The sequence below is a fragment of the Hyunsoonleella aestuarii genome (assembly GCF_006148925.1).
In the GTDB taxonomy this organism is placed as follows: domain Bacteria; phylum Bacteroidota; class Bacteroidia; order Flavobacteriales; family Flavobacteriaceae; genus Algibacter_D; species Algibacter_D aestuarii.
Genome location: NZ_VAWB01000001.1, coordinates 1,670,180 through 1,687,817, shown reverse-complemented (window position 1 = coordinate 1,687,817; position 17,638 = coordinate 1,670,180). Strand labels below are relative to the sequence as shown.

The window sequence follows — 17,638 nt, the reverse complement described above, 5'->3', positions numbered from 1 at the left end:
GTTTAAAAGTGATAACGTTTAAAGGCTTCTATAGCTGCATAATCTGTTAAGCCCAAATCGTTATACTTTTTAGCTGTTAGCCTATTTCTATCCTCCGCACGTACCCAAAATTCTCTAGAATCGCCTCCTTGAAACATAACCCCATCTTTTTGAGATTGGTGATAGAAAATAGCATGACGCTTTTTAAGAACCTGATCTGGACTCATAGGGACAGCCATTTCAATTTGATATGATTCCCATTCATGCCATGCCCCTCGGTATAACCAAACCCAGCAATCTTTCATAAAATCGTCTTGTTTTAAATCCTCTATAGCAAGAAATAATGCATCTAAACAAACTTTATGCGTACCGTGAGGGTCTGCTAAATCGCCTGCTGCAAAAATTTGATGTGGCTTTACATCTTGAATTATAGCCTTCATAATGTGCACATCTTCACTTCCAATGTTTTTTTTCTTTATGGTTCCTGTTTCATAAAAAGGCAAATCTAAAAAATGAACATTGTCATCGCTTAAACCTAAGTATCTCGTTGCAGCGATAGATTCACTTCTTCGAATTAAACCTTTAAGTTTTCGAACTTCCTCAGAATCAATATCATTATCTGTTTTGATTTTCAGAAAATTAATAATACTCTGCGTTTCATCGCAATCTGGACATAATGCCTGAGTTATTTCAGCAAATTTCAGAGCTTCCTCGTCTGATACCGCAATGTTGCCCGAAGTTTGATAAGCAACATGAACCTCATGACCTTGTTCCACTAACCGATCAAATGTACCTCCCATGGAAATAACATCATCATCTGGATGTGGACTAAAAATAATAACTCGCTTTTTCTCTGGAGTTGCTCTTTCCGGACGATTTGTATCGTCTGCATTAGGCTTACCTCCAGGCCAACCTGTAATTGTATGCTGTAGTTTATTGAACATTTTAATATTCAAATTGTATGCAGTCCCTTCTTCAGTTAGCAATCCAGACATACCATTATTATTATAATCGGAATCCGTTAACTTCAAAATTGGTTTTCCTAAAAGCTCTGAAAGCCAAACTACGGCTTTAAGTTTTAATGGTTCATCCCAAATACATGCTGTAACTAGCCAAGGCGTTTTTACTCTTGTTAGTTTAGACGCTGCACCTTCATCCAATATAAAGGTTGTATTATTATGATTTTGCAAATAAGTTGCGGGTACTTCAGAGGAAATATCGCCTTCAATAGTTTCTTTTAAAACCTCAGATTTATTAGCTCCCCAAGCGAGAAGAATAATGCGCTTTGCACTTAACACCGTTCCAATCCCCATGGTTATAGCCTTTCTCGGCACGCTATCTATACCTAAAAATGCTGGAGCTGCATCAACACGTGTAATATGGTCCAAGGTAATGCTTCTTGTTCTTGAGTTTAAATGGGATCCTGGTTCATTAAACCCGATATGTCCTGTTCTACCAATACCTAATAGTTGAAAATCTAATCCTCCAACAGCCTTAATTTTCATTTCATAATCTATGCAATACTGATAAAGATTTTCGGGACTAACTTTCCCATCGGGAATATTGATATTTTCAGGTAAAATATCGACATGATTAAAAAGATGCTCATGCATGAAATAAAAATAACTTTGAATATTATTTTTATCCATTGGATAATATTCATCAAGATTAAAAGTAATGACATTTGCAAAACTCAGACCTTCCTCTTTATGCATTCGAACTAACTCTTCATAAACTTTAATTGGAGAAGAACCAGTGGCTAAACCAAGAACACATGATTTATTGTTTGAAGCTTTTTCCTTGATTAATGCAGCGATTTCTTGAGCGACAAGAATCGAAGGTTCAGCAGAATCTTTGAAAATAACGTTATGTACTTTTTCAAAACGTGTCTCTTCAAAAGTCCCAGCTTCAGTATAAGCTATATTTTTATGATTTTCAATTTTCACCATTTTACTATTTCTTGTTATTCATTTTTGATGAAGCGAACGGAAAAAGTCATTTTTCCATTCGCTAATCAAACAAACTAAACTAACTCAATACTATAATACTGATTTTTATTCGTTATTAAAAATTTGAGCCTCCAGTATCCCACCATAATCGTGTGCCCGCATTATCTGCACCACCAAGTTTATTAACGGCATCTGCAACACCACCAGGGTTTGTAGACAGTTCGCTATCTACAAAAGGTATTCTTCGTATTTGAATATCGGTATCTACTAAACCTCCACTTTGGTTACTTACTACTGGGAAAATCTTAGGGTATCCCGTTCTTCTAAATTCTGACCAAGCTTCTTGACCTTCTGGGAACATAGCAATCCATTTTTGAGTGATAATCTTTTCTAATTTGGTTTCATTATCATCTGCATCATTCCAAGCAATAGTTGCAGTACTTAATGCTGCAATACTATTGGCTGCATTAACAGGATCAACATAATCTGCTGGTACTGAAGCGTTGTCTGCAATATAAGCTGCAGCACCGCCTACACCATGTTGATCAAATGATGTTTGGATACCCATTTCGTAATTATTTTGAGCATTACCGGCACCTGTCCATCCTCTTAAAGCAGCCTCTGCTTTTAAGAAATAAACTTCAGCACTTGTCATCAACTGAACTGTTGAAGTATGCACACCATCATTTATAGCAGAGAAACCTATATAATCAGCTTTTTGCTCTAATTCATCTGCATAACCAGGAAGTAATGGTAATCCGCCACGCACTCCTTTTACAGTTCCTGCCACGCTTGTTGGTGCATCAAAATAGCTTTCAGCTCTGCCATCGCTATATCCAGTAAGGATAGACTCCATTGAAGCATTCATTCTAATGTCTCCCCAAGAATTATCAATAATTGAAATTGGGTGATCTAACGCACTGTTTACATTGAAGTTATCATCATTACCAGCTAATAATCCCAATGATTGTGATAATGCTTTTTCACCTTCAGTTTTAGCTTTAGAAGGATCAGCTTTAGAGATACGGATTGCCAATCTTAATCTTAAAGAGTTAGCCAGTTTTACCCATTGCGTATAATCACCCCCGTATGATAAATCGAAAGCCGTAAAACGTGGGCTATCAATATCTGCCATTAAGTTTGCAACTGCTGTGTCAAGATCCGTAAAAAATGCGTTATAGGCTTCTTGTTGAGAGTCATATACACCAGCATTTGATAAATCTCCAAAGTTTGTGTAAACTATCGGTCCAAAAACATCAGACACTCTATGCATTGCTTCTACTTTAAGAATTAATGCTACAGCATGTAATGTTGGAAATTCACCTTCGGTTAATTCACTTATAGATTGCACATTATTCATAACATTAGAATAAGGCACTGACCAGATGAAGTTATTCCATCCGCTTACTAAACTATAAGTTGTATTGTTGGCACCTGCAACAAACGGACGTGGATTTGTCATATATCCTGAGTACACATCAGCATTCAAGTTTTGTTGTAATTGGTACGACCAAGCTGGAGTATACTGATAAATACTCTCAAAAATTGGTTTGTATTTAGACCCTACATGTTGAAAATCTACTTCCAACTGATCTTGTGATATGTTTCTATCGTTGTCGTTAAATTCTTCTAAATCACTACACGAAGTGTTAATTAGACCTAAAACAACTAAACATGCTATTATTTTATTTATTCTTTTCATTGTGTTCTTTTTTAGAATGTTACATTCAGATTTAGACCTATGCTTCTAGATGATGGAAGTCCTAAAACGTCAACACCTTGTAATGCATTTCCTGTGCTTAATGACAAGTTAGGATCGTGTGGTGCATCTTTATGGAAGAAAAACAAGTTGTTCCCTACTAAAGAAGCTTTTACACTTTTGAATAGTGAGTCCTCACCAAGATTAAAGTTGTAACCTAAGGCAAATTCTGCTAATCTAACATTTGTTGCACTGTAAATATACTCTCCAGTAAAACCGTTTCTTCCACCAACTTTACCGTAATATTCTTGAGCGGATATTGTTGTTGCTGAACCATCAACTTGAACATTTACAGATCCATTATTTGTTTCTCTTGCGGAGTTATTACTGAAACCTTCAACAATAGCCTCTGTCATACTCATTGTTTCTCCACCAAATTTCCCGTCTATTAAGAAATCTACTGTAAAGTTTTTAATTCTGAATGAGTTGTTCCAACCTAAAGTAAAGTCTGGATTAGCATTACCCACTTTGGTAAGTCCATCAACTGTGTTATCATCATTTGCAATTACAGCATCACCCTCAATAATTGGTAACCCGTCAGCATTTCTTCTTACAACTTGAGCATAAATATCTCCAAATGACCCACCTTCAACTAAATAAGAACCAAAAGTATTTACGCCTTTACCAGATAATGTAAAGAATTCAGGTTCTATTAAACCTTCTAATTGTTGACCGTTATAGATTCTAACAATTTCATTCTTATTGGCTGCAAAGTTCACGTTTGTAGTCCATTTAAAATCATCTTTCTGAATTGGGATAGCAAATACCGAAGCCTCAATACCTTTATTAAGTATTTCGCCAGAGTTTAAATTTGCTTGAGGTGCTCCAATAATAGATACCGAAGTAGAGAATGCGTAATATTGGTCAACCGTTTTAGTGTTGTAATACCCAATATCAAATCCTAAACGGTTATTGTTGAATCTCCATTCTGTACCTATTTCAAAAGATTTTTGTCTTTCTGGTTTTGGTGTAGAACCAGGGAATGGCCTAATAGGATCTGTTGGATTTACACCTCCACCACCAAAAATGATGCTGTTATTAGGTGAAATTAAATCTGCACCAAATCCATTACCAACTTCTGCATAAGAAGCTCTAACCTTTGCGAATGATACACTTTCGGGTAGTTCAATTAATTCGCTTAAAACTCCTGTCACACCAACTGATGGGTAAAAGAAAGAATTATTTTCAGCTGGTAATGTGGAAGTCCAATCATTTCTTGCTGTTAGATCTACATATATTTTATCGTTAAATCCTATAGTTGCACTTGCAAAAACAGAGTTTACTCTAGTTTCGTATGAATTTTGAGTAAAGTTTACTGACGGATTTCCATTAAAGTTTTGGTAAGCAAATACATTGGCAAATTGTAAACCACCGTTAGTTCCAGAATCTGCATTAAAATTTTCTGTGGTTGTACGCGTTGTACTTGTTCCTAATATAGCGGTAACAGATGTTGTTTCGTTTATATTAGTGTTGATATTTGCAATAAAATCACCGTATAACTGCGTATAATCATTTTCAAAAACTATATATCTACCATTCGCAGGTGCTAAAGTAGCCTCTGTAGTAGCATGTATTTTTCTTTCGAAACTGAATAAAGATTGATCATAAGTTCCTCTGGTTTGTAGTGATAACCAATCATTAACTTTAAAGTTTAAGTTTAAAGAAGCTACTAATTTTTTGTTAGTATCTTCGGAAGCATTACGGTTGATAATCCAGTAAGGATTTTGCTCAATATCTGAAGTCCCTCTAAACCATCTTTGAGCCATAATGTTTCTATTCGGTTCAAAAGATTCAAAATCAGCATAATTAGATAAACGCTCGCTTCCAGAATCAAAAGCATAGGCTCCAACTAATGGGTTGAAGTATAATCCTGAGATAGGTCTGTTTTTAATACTTTGAGTAGATGCCATTACACTAGCATTAATATTTAACCTATCATTAAACAATTGTGCTGTTTCCCTAATATTAAAAGTGTGTTGTTTTAAATTATTTGTTGGCAAAATACCAGAAGCAAATGAATTACTATAAGAGAAATAGGTTTGAGCCGTGTCTGTACCGCCAGAAATAGATAATGAGTTAATGTTTGTAACTCCTGTATCTAAAAAGTCATCAATATTATCTTGTGTAGCATCACTAAAATCCATGGTATAAGCTGCACTTTCAACTGTTAAGTTTGAAGAGAAATCAACTTTAAAGCTTCCTGAACGCCCTTTTTTAGTAGTTATTAAAATAACACCATTTAAACCGGCGCTACCATATAATGCTGATGCCGAAGCACCTTTAAGCACAGTTAAAGATTCTATGTCATCTGGATTTATTAATGATAAAGCATCACCACCATCACGGTTACCTCCGTTAATATCACCAAATGTATCACCTGGCTGACTTGCCGAAGGGTTAGACAATGGTACACCATCAACAACATAAAGCGGCTGATTGTTTCCTATAGAAGAGTTACCACGCAGGGTTACTTTAACAGAACCACCAACACCTGATGAACTTCTTGTTATTGATACCCCAGACACTTTACCTGATAAACTATTAATTGGGTTAGTTTGTTTTGCCTTGTTCAATTCATCTGCATTAATGTCTTGAGCAGCATATGTTAAAGATTTTCTGGTCTTTTTAATCCCTAATGCTGTTACCACAACTTCTTTAAGTTGTTGAGCATCTTCTTCAAGTTGTACATTAATTGTGCTAGAATCAGCAACGGTTACCTCTGCAGTTGTCATTCCGACGTAAGAGAATACCAAAACATCACCAATATTAGCAGTGATTGAATAGTTTCCGTCAAAATCTGTTTGGGCCCCGTTAGTCGTCCCTTGCACAATGACATTCACCCCAGGTAGTGGAATACCATCTTCTTTTGAAGTTACATTTCCTGAAATTTCTTTTTCTTGAGCAAAGGTCCAGCTCCCTAGAAATAGTAAGAAAGAAAACAAGAAAAGTCTACGTAAGTTTTGTTTCATAATTTTGTTTATTTAGTTTTAAAGTTGAGCTAAACTATTTAGATTGAAAATATTTTTAAAAAAATTTATACGAACGACACAGTTTTGCACATAGACAACATTCCAAATTCGATAAGCGATTTTCAATAAATAAACAATTATCAATTTAATTGTTAATTAGTGATTATATGACTAAAATTGCCTAGCATTTATAAGTTTTATTTAAAAAAAACCTTAAATTTTAAAAATCATTTCAATATTCAGTAAAAAAATAAATAACACCATTCCAATCAGATATCATGTGATATTCTGGTTAGGATACTTTACATTTAACTTTGTAAGATGGGGTAGTTATTTTGATGATTATTGGTACTCCTTAAAATCTAATTTAGTTGAATTCCCTATTCATATAATAATAGTATACATAAACATCTATTATCTCATTCCTAAATTTATTCTAAGAAAAAAATACAGAACATATATATTCTCCTTGGCATTCATGCTCTTGTTAGTGTATTTAATTAGAACTGGACTTAACTATCTTTTAGTAACTAAAGACATATGGCCAGAGGCAGAAGACCCAACTAAATTTATGGAGTTAAATCATATTATAGCTGTTGTTTTAGGTGAACTATATGTTATTGGATTTGTTACAGCCATAAAGTTGGTAATTGATTGGTCTATTGAAAAGAAACGGAATGAAGACTTGGCAAAACTTCAAATGAGTACAGAATTGAAGTTCTTACGAACCCAGATTCAACCACACTTTTTTTTTAACACATTAAACAATTTGTATGCATTAACTCTTGAAAAATCTGATAATGCGCCGCGGCTAGTTATAAAATTATCAGATATGATGCAGTATATTTTGTATGAAGTAAAAAGTTCTAAAGCCAGCTTGTTGCAAGAAATTAACCATATAAATAACTTTATTGATATTGAAAGACTTAGATTTAAAGATAGAATAGAATCTGAAATGGATATTACCGGAAATATAGAAGATGTTTATGTGCCACCTTTGTTATTACTTTCTTTTATTGAAAACTGTTTTAAACATGGATTGAAAGAGAACGATAAGTTGAAAATAAAGATGAGTTTTAACCTGTTAAATGGTTATTTAGAATTTAATTTAAGCAACAATTTTAACCCAAACACAGCTAGAGCTCTTAAACATGGTATTGGCAATGAAAACGCAAAAAGACGATTGAGTTTGTTGTTTTCAAACAATTATGCTTTAGAATCTAAAAAAGATGGAGATATCTACAATTTATTTTTAAAAATACCGGTACAGTCATGAAGATAAAGTGCCTTATTATAGACGACGAACCATTAGCAATTACTGTGATTGAAAATCATTTAAAGAATTTTGATCATATTGAAATTGTAGAAACGTTCAACAACCCTTTAAAAGCATATAGGGTATTAGAACAGGAAAAGATTGACGTCATCTTTTTAGACATTAACATGCCGCAGATGACGGGTTTTTCGTTTATTGAAAATCTTAGTTATAAGCCTTTAATTGTTATAACTACAGCCTATAGAGAGTATGCCGTTAAGAGTTTTGAGTTAGATGTTTTAGATTATTTGGTAAAACCCATTCCGTTTAATCGATTTTTAAAAACAGTCAATAAAATATATCAGCAAGTTTATGTTTCTAGTGCCACTACTGATGCTTCTTTACAACAAGAACCTCATATTTTTCTAAAGGTAAACAAAAAGCTCATCAAAGTGAACCTTAATGATATTTTATATATAGAAAGTCTTAAAGACTATATTAAAGTTATCACAAACTTAGGTGATTATGTCGTGCATAAATCTTTATCTGCAATGACAGAAGAATTGCCTCAATCTAATTTTATGCGTATTCACCGGTCATATACCATTTCAATAAATAAGGTCATTGCTTTAGATGGAAATACGGTTGAAATATCCAACAGAAAAATTCCTATTGGCCGAAATTATGTTAAGCAAACCAAAGAACGCATTTTTAATATTAATGACGACAAAAACTAACTATAACCATAATTAATTCCAAAAATAATCATGTCTAATAATAAAGAAAACAATAACACTTTAGTTCCCATTTTAATCATTGCCGGATTGTTTTTCATTTTCGGATTCGTAACCTGGATTAATGGAGCTCTTATACCATTTATGAAAACTATTAACGAATTAACAGATGCTCAGTCCTATTTAGTGGCCTCTGCATCATATATTTCTTTTGTAGTCATGGCCTTACCAGCCTCTTACATTATTAATAAATTAGGATATAGAAGAAGTATGTCTTTAGGGTTAATAGTAATGGGATTAGGTGCACTAGTCTTTATCCCAGCAGCCGAAGCCAGAACCTATTGGGTGTTTTTAACTGGAATTTTTATTCAAGGAGCCGGAATGACTTTACTGCAAACGGCATCTAACCCTTACATCACTATTTTAGGCCCCATTGAGAGTGGTGCTAAACGTATCGCAATTATGGGAATAGCAAATAAGGTTGCTGGTGGGTTAGGTTCAGTAATTTTTGGAGCTATTTTACTATCAGGTATTGATGAAATGAAAGAAACTTTAGGTACCGTTGATGCATCTGAAAAAGCTAATTTATTAAACACAATGGCGGATAGTGTTGTAACTCCATATATAGTTATGGCAGTAGTATTGTTTTTACTTGGTCTATTAATTAGAAAAGCCCCTTTACCTCATGTTGAAGCAGATTTATCAGAAGAATCCTCCACTAGCAAAACGGCCAAAACAAGCATTTTTCAATTTCCACATTTATGGTTGGGGGTTATAGCTTTATTCGTTTATGTAGGTGTCGAAGTGATTGCAGGAGACACCATAATTTCTTATGGTATATCTCTTAATATACCCGTTGAACAAGCCAAGTTTTTCACTCTCTTTACATTAATGGCGATGGTAGCTACTTATGCTTTAGGTGTCTTTTTAATACCAAAATACGTTAGCCAATCATTAGCTTTAAGAGCTAGCGCAATCTTAGGAATTGCACTTTCATTCTGTATTGTATTTTCATCAGGGTTTACCTCTGTACTTTTTGTAGCTGCTTTAGGTATAGCCAATGCATTGGTCTGGCCAGCAATATGGCCTTTAGCTTTAACGGGGTTAGGGAAATTTACGAAAACAGCATCAGCATTATTGATTATGGCCATTTCTGGTGGTGCAATTATACCTCCACTATATGGTGCCATTGTGGATCATAGAAAGGAAGCTCTAATATCAAGTGGAATAGAAGAAGTTTCAGCTACAGCTGAAGCAGCATCAAACGGTTATTGGATTCTATTACCTTGTTATATCATAATACTATACTATGCTTTTTGGGGACATAAAATTGGTTTAAAAAAGTAATTAATCAGCACTAATAATATTTTGAAACAACGGGTTGCATCAGTAGATATATTACGAGGATTCACAATCATCGCAATGATTCTGGTTAATACACCTGGAGATTGGGGTTATGTGTATGCCCCTTTAAGTCATGCCAAGTGGCATGGATTAACACCAACAGACATAATTTTTCCTTTCTTTTTATTCATAGTAGGCATTTCTATTTACTTTGCTTATAAAAATAAAAAAGCGACTTATACAACCTATAAAAAAATAATTAACCGGAGTTTAAAACTTATTGGACTAGGGCTTTTTATAAATCTATTTTTACCATATTTTCCTTTTGTAGAGAGTTTAGAAACTTTTAGAATTCCAGGTGTACTTCAACGTATAGGCATTGTCTTTTTAATTTCTGCAAGCTTATATCTAAATTATAGCTGGAAAACTCTTTTAGCCCTATCTTTTTTTATCTTAATTGGTTATTGGTTATTCTTAGGATTTTTCCCATTCCCGAATACTAATGGTATTTCACCAACCTTTAGCCGAGCTCCAAATAACTGGGCTAACTATATCGATTTAAATATTTTGGGAAAACATATGTGGCAACCAGATTATGATCCCGAAGGTATTTTGAGCACATTGCCTGCTATTTCTTCATGCGTTTTTGGGATTTTAATTGGCAAACTGTTAGATGGATTAAAGCATGTTTACAAGCTTTTTATGGTTGCAATTGCTTTTCTAATCTCTGGTTATATATTTAGCATTTGGTTTCCTATAAATAAAACTATTTGGACCAGTAGTTTTGTTCTCGTCACATGTGGATGGGCAACGTTAGTATTAGGAATTATTTTCTACTTAATTGACGTTAAAAAACTTCAATTCGGTACAATTTTCAAATATGTTGGAATGAATGCTATTACTTTATATTTCATGTCCATTTTGATAAGTAAATGCATGTATTTAATAAAAGTGAACGAATCTTATAATCTTCATTCATACTTATATAAATCTATTTTTATAAATTCATTTTTATCATTAGAAATGTCGTCCCTTTTATATGCAGTATCGGTAGTCTTTTTTTATGTTATTTTAGCATACATTCTTTTCAAAAAAAATATATTTATCAAAGTTTGAGCGTTGAAATTATTCAACCTACAATTAATCATAATTCACCATGAGCAACTATCACATAAAACACTTAGAAGAATACTACCAAGTTTATCGAAAATCCATTCGAGAACCAGAGAATTTTTGGGAAGAAATTGCCGAAGAACATTTTATGTGGCAAAATAAATGGAACAACATTCTAAGCTGGGATTTCTCTAAACCAGAAATAAAGTGGTTCGAGGGTGCAAAATTAAACATTACAGAAAACTGTATTGACAGACATTTAACTACTCGTGGTAACAAGACCGCCATACTTTTTGAACCAAACAACCCTAAAGAGCCTTCTGAACATATCACTTACAATCAACTAAGCAAGCGCGTTAATAGATTTGCAAATGTGTTAAAAAACCAAGGCATTAAAAAAGGGGATCGGGTTTGTATTTACCTACCGATGATTCCAGAATTGGCAATATCTGTTTTGGCATGTGCACGTATTGGAGCTATTCATTCAGTTGTTTTTGCGGGATTTTCAGCTACGGCACTTTCCACAAGAATAAATGATAGCGATTGCAAAATGGTCATTACTAGCGATGGTTCTTATCGCGGTGCTAAAACCATCAATCTAAAAGGAATCGTTGACGAAGCATTAGATAGTTGTCCTAATGTAAACTCTGTGTTGGTAGCAAAACGTATTCAATCTGAAATAAATATGGTTGAAGGACGTGACCATTGGTTGCAGCCTTTACTAGATGAAGGTTCAGATATTTGTGAAGCAGAAATTATGGATGCTGAAGACCCTCTTTTTATTTTATACACATCTGGGTCTACTGGAAAACCTAAAGGCATGGTCCATACCACTGCAGGATATATGGTTTATACGGCGTATACCTTTAAGAATGTGTTTCAATATAAAGAAGACGATATTTATTGGTGTACCGCAGATATTGGCTGGATAACAGGACATAGCTATATAGTTTACGGACCATTAGCTAATGGTGCTACTACGGTTATGTTTGAGGGAGTGCCTAGTTATCCTGATTTTGGGCGTTTCTGGGAAATTGTTGAAAAACATAAAATCAATCAGTTTTATACAGCACCAACCGCTATTAGAGCATTGGCAAAACAAGGTTTAGAAGTTGTTGAAAAACACGATTTGTCTTCACTTAAAGTTTTAGGCTCTGTTGGTGAGCCTATTAACGAAGAGGCGTGGCATTGGTATAACGACAATATTGGCAAAAAGAAAAGCCCGATTGTAGATACTTGGTGGCAGACCGAAACAGGCGGCATCATGATTACTCCAATACCTTTTGTAACACCTACAAAACCCACTTACGCAACCCTTCCTTTTATTGGTATTCAACCTGCGTTAATGGATGAACAAGGAGAAGAAATAAAAGGCAATCAAGTTAGTGGTCGATTATGCGTAAAATTCCCATGGCCTAGTATGGCAAGAACCATATGGGGTAATCACCAACGTTATAAAGACACTTACTTTTCTGCTTTCGAAAACAAATATTTTACAGGCGATGGAGCATTAAGAGATGAAGTAGGTTATTACCGAATAACGGGACGTGTTGACGATGTTATTATAGTCTCAGGTCATAATTTAGGAACTGCGCCAATTGAAGATGCTGTCAACGAGCATCCAGCGGTTGCTGAATCTGCTATTGTAGGCTTTCCTCACGATGTTAAGGGTAATGCTTTGTATGGTTACGTAATACTAAAAGATGTTGGTGAAACCAGAAAACATAATAATTTACGGAAAGAGATTAATCAAATTATTACCGAGCATATTGGTCCTATCGCGAAATTGGATAAAATTCAATTTACTGAAGGCTTGCCTAAAACGCGATCTGGAAAAATTATGAGACGTATTCTTCGTAAAATTGCACATAACGACACCAGTAATTTAGGAGATACGAGTACCTTATTAAATCCTGAAGTTGTGCAAAGTATCATTGATGGTCATAAAAACGATGAAACTACTAATTGGTAAATCCATAATTCTTATTGATCGAGTTAATTAGAACCTTCGGCTAAAATATGATTTCAGATAAAAGTAAAAATCTTGTTAAGTCATGAAAATTTTCACGACTACAAGTATTAGATTTTTATCTTTAGCAAAAATTCACACATGCAAAAAACATATTACAACCCTGCTGATCTTAGAAAATTTGGAAACATTACAGAATGGGATGAAGAGTTAGGCAAAAAATTCTTTGAATATTACGGAAAAGTATTTGAGGAAGGCGCCTTAACGGCAAGAGAAAAAGCGCTTATTGCTTTAGCGGTAGCTCATACAGAACAATGTCCATATTGTATTGATGCCTACACTAAAGACACCCTACAGCGCGGTGTCACTAAAGAAGAAATGATGGAAGCTATTCATGTGGGTGCAGCTATTAAAGGAGGAGCTACATTGGTTCATGGCGTTCAGATGATGAATAAAGTAAACAAATTAGATGGTTAGATAATTATCTGTCTTTCTCTTAATTTGCAATTATTAAAAACTATTAATGGCAACAAAATCACTTCATAAACGCGAGAGCAATCTAGCTAATAGTAATAGGCAGTTGGAAATTTTATCTAATGGTATTTTCCAAAATGGCGAACTACCTACCTTTAAAAATAAAATTACCGAGACCAATCAATTTCCGCTTAAAGCGAAAAAACTAGAAATCTTACAGATTAATGTAGGATATATGTGTAATCAAGTTTGCGAACATTGTCATGTAGATGCTGGACCAGACCGCAAAGAGATTATGACACTCGATACCATGCAGCAATGTTTAGAAGTCATTAAAAATACTGGAGCCCATACCTTAGATTTAACCGGTGGAGCTCCAGAAATGAATCCTAACTTTCGCTGGTTTGTAGAAGAAGCCGCTAAAGCTGGCATTAAAGATTTTATAGTTCGTTCTAACTTAACCATTATTCGGGCTAATAAAAAGTACTATGACTTACCTGAGTTTTTTAAAAAACATAACGTACATGTAGTAAGCTCTATGCCTCACTGGACACGAGGTAAAACAGACAAGCAACGTGGTAATGGTGTTTTTGATAAATCGATTAAAGCACTTCAAGAATTAAATGCTATTGGTTATGGTATACCAGAAAGCAACTTACGTTTAGATTTAGTTTATAACCCATCAGGTGCTTTTTTACCAGGAGATCAGGCTTCTATGGAAAAAGATTTTAAAAAAGCACTGAAAGAAGATTTCGAAATTCAATTTCATAATCTATTTGCCATAACAAATCTCCCAATTTCTAGGTTTTTAGATTACTTAATCGCTTCCGAAAATTATGAGGATTATATGTATTCACTTGTTGAAGCTTATAACCCTAAGGCTGTTGCTAATGTGATGTGCACCAATACACTTTCAGTAAGTTGGGATGGTTATTTATACGATTGCGATTTTAATCAAATGCTTGAACTTCCTGTAAATAGTAAAGTGAAACACATTTCTGAATATAATGAAGATTTACTTGAAGGTAGAAATATTGTTATTTCGCAACATTGTTATGGATGTACTGCTGGCGCAGGAAGTAGCTGTCAAGGTATTGTTGCTTAATATTGTTACATGAAATACTCATTAATTATATTTTATCTTTTCTTTTGTTGCTCAATGTTTGGGCAAAAAAAACTTGATAAATTACTGAAACAATATAATGACAATAGCATAAAATACATTTCTGTTCAAGAACTTGCTATGCCAAAAACTGATGTTATTATTTTAGACGCAAGAGAATCAAACGAATATAAAACGAGCCATATTAAGAACGCAATCCATGTTGGTTATAACAATTTCAATATAGATAGTATTCGTAAACAAATACCCAATAAAGATTCCAAAATTGTAGTGTATTGCTCCTTAGGTATTCGGTCAGAATCTATTGGAGACAGGCTTAAATTAGCAGGATATAATCAGGTTAGTAATCTATATGGTGGTATTTTTGAATGGAAAAACCATAATTACCCTGTTTATAACTTAAATGACAAGAAAACGGATAGTATTCACGTATTTTCGAAAGAATGGAGTATATGGTCAAAGAAAGGAATAAAAGTTTATGAGTAAAGAACTAGTCATCATTTTTGTTAAAAATATAAAACTTGGTAAAGTAAAAACTAGACTTGCTAAAACTGTAGGTAATCAAGGGGCTTTTAACGTATACCAAGAACTTGTAAAAGTAACTGAAAAGGCGACTAAAAATATCCATGCTGATATACAGATATATTTTTCAGAATCTATAGATGAAACTAAATGGCTTGGTGTTCCCAAAACCATTCAAAAGGGTGAAAACTTAGGCGAGCGCATGAAAGATGCATTTATAAACGGTTTTGAGAATGGTTATGAACGTATTGTTTTAATAGGTTCGGATTTACCTGATATAAATGCAGCACATATCAAGGACGGATTAAAAGCATTACTTAAAAATGATGCTATATTTGGTCCAGCAATCGATGGTGGGTACTATCTAATTGGTCTAAATAAGTTGCAAAAATTTATTTTTGATAACAAACCATGGAGTGCGTCTAATTTATTGGATGTAACTCTTGAAGAACTAAAACGAAATAACATTTCTTATACGCTTTTAGAACCTTTGAATGACATTGATACATTTGAAGATTTAATAACTTCAGATTTTTATAAAAGCAATAAAGAATTGCAGAAAAAAATTAAACAATTACATGATTAAACAAATCACCGAAACTGTTGACTATTTAAAAGAGAAAGGTTTCGACAATCCAGAAATTGGAATTATTCTTGGTACAGGTTTAGGTCAACTAATAGATGAAATCGAGATTATAAAACAAGTAAGTTATAATCACATTCCAAATTTTCCGACAGCCACTGTAGAATTTCACAAAGGCAGACTTATTTATGGGATTTTGGAAGGCAAAAAAGTCATTGTAATGCAAGGACGCTTTCATTTATATGAGGGCTATACGTTACAAGACATTACCTACCCTGTTAGAATCATGGAAAAGTTAGGAATCAAAACTCTACTAGTTTCTAATGCCGCTGGTGCCATCAATTTAGACTTTAAAAAAGGTGAGTTAATGCTCATTGAAGATCATATTAACCTGCAAGGAAGTTCTCCCCTAGCCTTTAAAGGTGTCGAACTTTTAGGCGAACGTTTTACAGACATGAGTGCACCTTACGATGAGACAATCAATAACACCTTTAAAAGCATTGCTAAAAAAAATAAAATCAAACTTCACGAAGGTGTTTACAGCAGTGTTGTAGGACCTCAATTAGAAACAAAAGCCGAATACCGTATGCTCAAAATAATTGGTGCCGATGCTGTTGGCATGAGTACTGTACCAGAAGTTATTGTTGCTAATCATTTAAAATTAAAAGTAGCTGCCGTGTCAGTTTTAACCGATGAATGCGACCCAGATAACTTGGAGCCTGTAAACATTGCCGACATTATCGCTAATGCTGCAAAAGCAGAACCTGATATGATAATATTATTTAAAGAACTCATCAAAAGCATTTAGCACTGTAATGTTTATTGCACCATTTTAGAATAAAGAAAATACCTTTGTTTTATACTCTAATATTTAGGAATTTATTATGGATAATTACTTAGAAACTACACACGACGTTTATAAAGAAGCTGCATTAACTCCAGATGTTGGATTATGCTGTACTACAAATCCAATTTGGGAATTACCAGGACTTAAGATTCCGAAAATTATGCAGGAGATGAATTATGGTTGTGGAAGCACTGTACATGCTCGGGATTTAACAAACAATCCAAAAATGCTTTATGTTGGTGTTGGTGGTGGTATGGAATTATTGCAATTCTCATATTTTAATCGTCAAAAAGGAGGCGTTATAGGTGTAGATGTTGTGGATGAAATGTTGCAAGCTTCACGAGAAAACTTCAAAGAAGCTGAAGTACAAAACGATTGGTTTAAAAGTGAATTTATCGATTTGAAAAAAGGAGACGCCATGAATCTTCCTGTTGAAGACAATAGCATTGACGTAGCTGCTCAAAATTGTTTGTTTAATATTTTTAAAGCAGACGATTTGAAAAAAGCCGTTGCAGAAATGTACCGTGTATTAAAACCTCATGGGCGACTTGTAATGAGTGATCCAACATGCGAACAACCTATGAACGATACATTACGTAACGATGAACGGCTAAGAGCCTTATGTTTAAGCGGAAGTCTCCCCATTTTTGAATATATTAAAGCACTTACCGATGCTGGTTTTGGAACTATTGAAATTCGAGCACGTAAACCGTATAGAATTTTAGACCCTAAAAACTATCCAACAGATGAATTAATCTATATCGAATCTATAGAAGTTGCCGCAATTAAAGACCCAATGCCAGAAGATGGCCCATGTATTTTTTCTGGGAAAGCAGCTATTTATTTTGGTGATGAAGATTATTTTGATGATAATGCTGGTCATATATTATTAAAAAATCAACCCTTAGCAATTTGTGATAAAACTGCTGGAGCACTTACCTCTTTTGGTCGTGACGATATTTACATTAGCGAATCTACTTTTCATTATGATGGTGGAGGCTGTTGTTAGCCAATAATT

At 34.1% G+C, this 17,638-nt stretch carries 14 protein-coding genes; 11 read left to right on the top strand and 3 right to left on the bottom strand.

The window, feature by feature from the left end; all coding sequences use genetic code 11:
* Window positions 1-2: 2 nt before the first annotated feature.
* From nagB to FEF17_RS07620, 3 genes are all read right to left on the bottom strand, one after another.
* Complete coding sequence (nagB, locus tag FEF17_RS07630; protein ID WP_139001752.1) at window positions 3-1,928, bottom strand: glucosamine-6-phosphate deaminase; 1,926 nt, start codon at window positions 1,926-1,928, stop codon at window positions 3-5.
* A 115-nt stretch (window positions 1,929-2,043) separates the two neighbouring features.
* The gene (locus FEF17_RS07625) at window positions 2,044-3,630 is read right to left on the bottom strand and encodes a RagB/SusD family nutrient uptake outer membrane protein (RefSeq protein ID WP_139001751.1); all 1,587 of its coding nucleotides are present in this window, start codon (window positions 3,628-3,630) and stop codon (window positions 2,044-2,046) included.
* 11 nt (window positions 3,631-3,641) lie between these two features.
* Window positions 3,642-6,656, bottom strand: a complete 3,015-nt coding sequence (locus tag FEF17_RS07620) for a TonB-dependent receptor domain-containing protein (RefSeq protein ID WP_139001750.1) — start codon at window positions 6,654-6,656, stop codon at window positions 3,642-3,644.
* A 280-nt stretch (window positions 6,657-6,936) separates the two neighbouring features.
* Between FEF17_RS07620 and FEF17_RS07615 the strand changes: the two genes are divergently transcribed.
* The 11 genes from FEF17_RS07615 to arsM all read left to right on the top strand — a co-directional run bounded on the left by FEF17_RS07615 (window position 6,937) and on the right by arsM (window position 17,629).
* A complete protein-coding gene (locus FEF17_RS07615; protein ID WP_246046802.1) occupies window positions 6,937-7,932 on the top strand; it encodes a sensor histidine kinase in 996 nt (331 codons plus the stop codon).
* On the top strand, window positions 7,929-8,648 hold the full coding sequence (locus FEF17_RS07610) for a LytR/AlgR family response regulator transcription factor (protein WP_139001749.1): 720 nt from the start codon (window positions 7,929-7,931) through the stop codon (window positions 8,646-8,648). The genes FEF17_RS07615 and FEF17_RS07610 overlap by 4 nt, the downstream gene beginning before the upstream one ends.
* A 30-nt stretch (window positions 8,649-8,678) precedes the next feature.
* Window positions 8,679-9,992 (top strand): sugar MFS transporter, encoded by a 1,314-nt coding sequence (locus FEF17_RS07605; protein WP_139001748.1) that lies wholly within the window; start codon window positions 8,679-8,681, stop codon window positions 9,990-9,992.
* A gap of 21 nt (window positions 9,993-10,013) precedes the next feature.
* Complete coding sequence (locus tag FEF17_RS07600) at window positions 10,014-11,105, top strand: acyltransferase family protein (protein ID WP_139001747.1); 1,092 nt, start codon at window positions 10,014-10,016, stop codon at window positions 11,103-11,105.
* Window positions 11,106-11,145: 40 nt separating this feature from the next.
* Entirely contained in the window at window positions 11,146-13,074 is a 1,929-nt protein-coding gene (gene acs, locus FEF17_RS07595; RefSeq protein ID WP_139001746.1) for an acetate--CoA ligase, read from the top strand.
* 138 nt (window positions 13,075-13,212) lie between these two features.
* Complete coding sequence (locus tag FEF17_RS07590) at window positions 13,213-13,548, top strand: arsenosugar biosynthesis-associated peroxidase-like protein (protein ID WP_139001745.1); 336 nt, start codon at window positions 13,213-13,215, stop codon at window positions 13,546-13,548.
* Between the two features lie 46 nt (window positions 13,549-13,594).
* The gene (arsS, locus tag FEF17_RS07585; RefSeq protein ID WP_139001744.1) at window positions 13,595-14,650 is read left to right on the top strand and encodes an arsenosugar biosynthesis radical SAM (seleno)protein ArsS; all 1,056 of its coding nucleotides are present in this window, start codon (window positions 13,595-13,597) and stop codon (window positions 14,648-14,650) included.
* 9 nt (window positions 14,651-14,659) lie between these two features.
* Window positions 14,660-15,154: a rhodanese-like domain-containing protein gene (locus FEF17_RS07580; protein WP_139001743.1), complete on the top strand. Its 495-nt coding sequence runs from the start codon at window positions 14,660-14,662 to the stop codon at window positions 15,152-15,154.
* Window positions 15,147-15,776, top strand: a complete 630-nt coding sequence (locus FEF17_RS07575) for a TIGR04282 family arsenosugar biosynthesis glycosyltransferase (RefSeq protein ID WP_139001742.1) — start codon at window positions 15,147-15,149, stop codon at window positions 15,774-15,776. Before FEF17_RS07580 ends, FEF17_RS07575 begins: the two co-directional genes overlap by 8 nt.
* Entirely contained in the window at window positions 15,769-16,581 is an 813-nt protein-coding gene (locus FEF17_RS07570; RefSeq protein ID WP_139001741.1) for a purine-nucleoside phosphorylase, read from the top strand. Before FEF17_RS07575 ends, FEF17_RS07570 begins: the two co-directional genes overlap by 8 nt.
* Window positions 16,582-16,657: 76 nt before the next feature.
* A complete protein-coding gene (gene arsM, locus FEF17_RS07565) occupies window positions 16,658-17,629 on the top strand; it encodes an arsenosugar biosynthesis arsenite methyltransferase ArsM (protein WP_139001740.1) in 972 nt (323 codons plus the stop codon).
* Window positions 17,630-17,638: the final 9 nt, after the last annotated feature.

What these genes read in the sequence shown, in the direction of transcription:
- nagB (WP_139001752.1), bottom strand. Translation starts at nt 1,928, where the DNA reads ATGGTGAAAATTGAAAATCATAAAAATATAGCTTATACTGAAGCTGGG.
- FEF17_RS07625 (WP_139001751.1), bottom strand. Translation starts at nt 3,630, where the DNA reads ATGAAAAGAATAAATAAAATAATAGCATGTTTAGTTGTTTTAGGTCTA.
- FEF17_RS07620 (WP_139001750.1), bottom strand. Translation starts at nt 6,656, where the DNA reads ATGAAACAAAACTTACGTAGACTTTTCTTGTTTTCTTTCTTACTATTT.
- FEF17_RS07610 (WP_139001749.1), top strand. Translation starts at nt 7,929, where the DNA reads ATGAAGATAAAGTGCCTTATTATAGACGACGAACCATTAGCAATTACT.
- FEF17_RS07605 (WP_139001748.1), top strand. Translation starts at nt 8,679, where the DNA reads ATGTCTAATAATAAAGAAAACAATAACACTTTAGTTCCCATTTTAATC.
- acs (WP_139001746.1), top strand. Translation starts at nt 11,146, where the DNA reads ATGAGCAACTATCACATAAAACACTTAGAAGAATACTACCAAGTTTAT.
- FEF17_RS07590 (WP_139001745.1), top strand. Translation starts at nt 13,213, where the DNA reads ATGCAAAAAACATATTACAACCCTGCTGATCTTAGAAAATTTGGAAAC.
- arsS (WP_139001744.1), top strand. Translation starts at nt 13,595, where the DNA reads ATGGCAACAAAATCACTTCATAAACGCGAGAGCAATCTAGCTAATAGT.
- FEF17_RS07580 (WP_139001743.1), top strand. Translation starts at nt 14,660, where the DNA reads ATGAAATACTCATTAATTATATTTTATCTTTTCTTTTGTTGCTCAATG.
- FEF17_RS07575 (WP_139001742.1), top strand. Translation starts at nt 15,147, where the DNA reads ATGAGTAAAGAACTAGTCATCATTTTTGTTAAAAATATAAAACTTGGT.
- FEF17_RS07570 (WP_139001741.1), top strand. Translation starts at nt 15,769, where the DNA reads ATGATTAAACAAATCACCGAAACTGTTGACTATTTAAAAGAGAAAGGT.
- arsM (WP_139001740.1), top strand. Translation starts at nt 16,658, where the DNA reads ATGGATAATTACTTAGAAACTACACACGACGTTTATAAAGAAGCTGCA.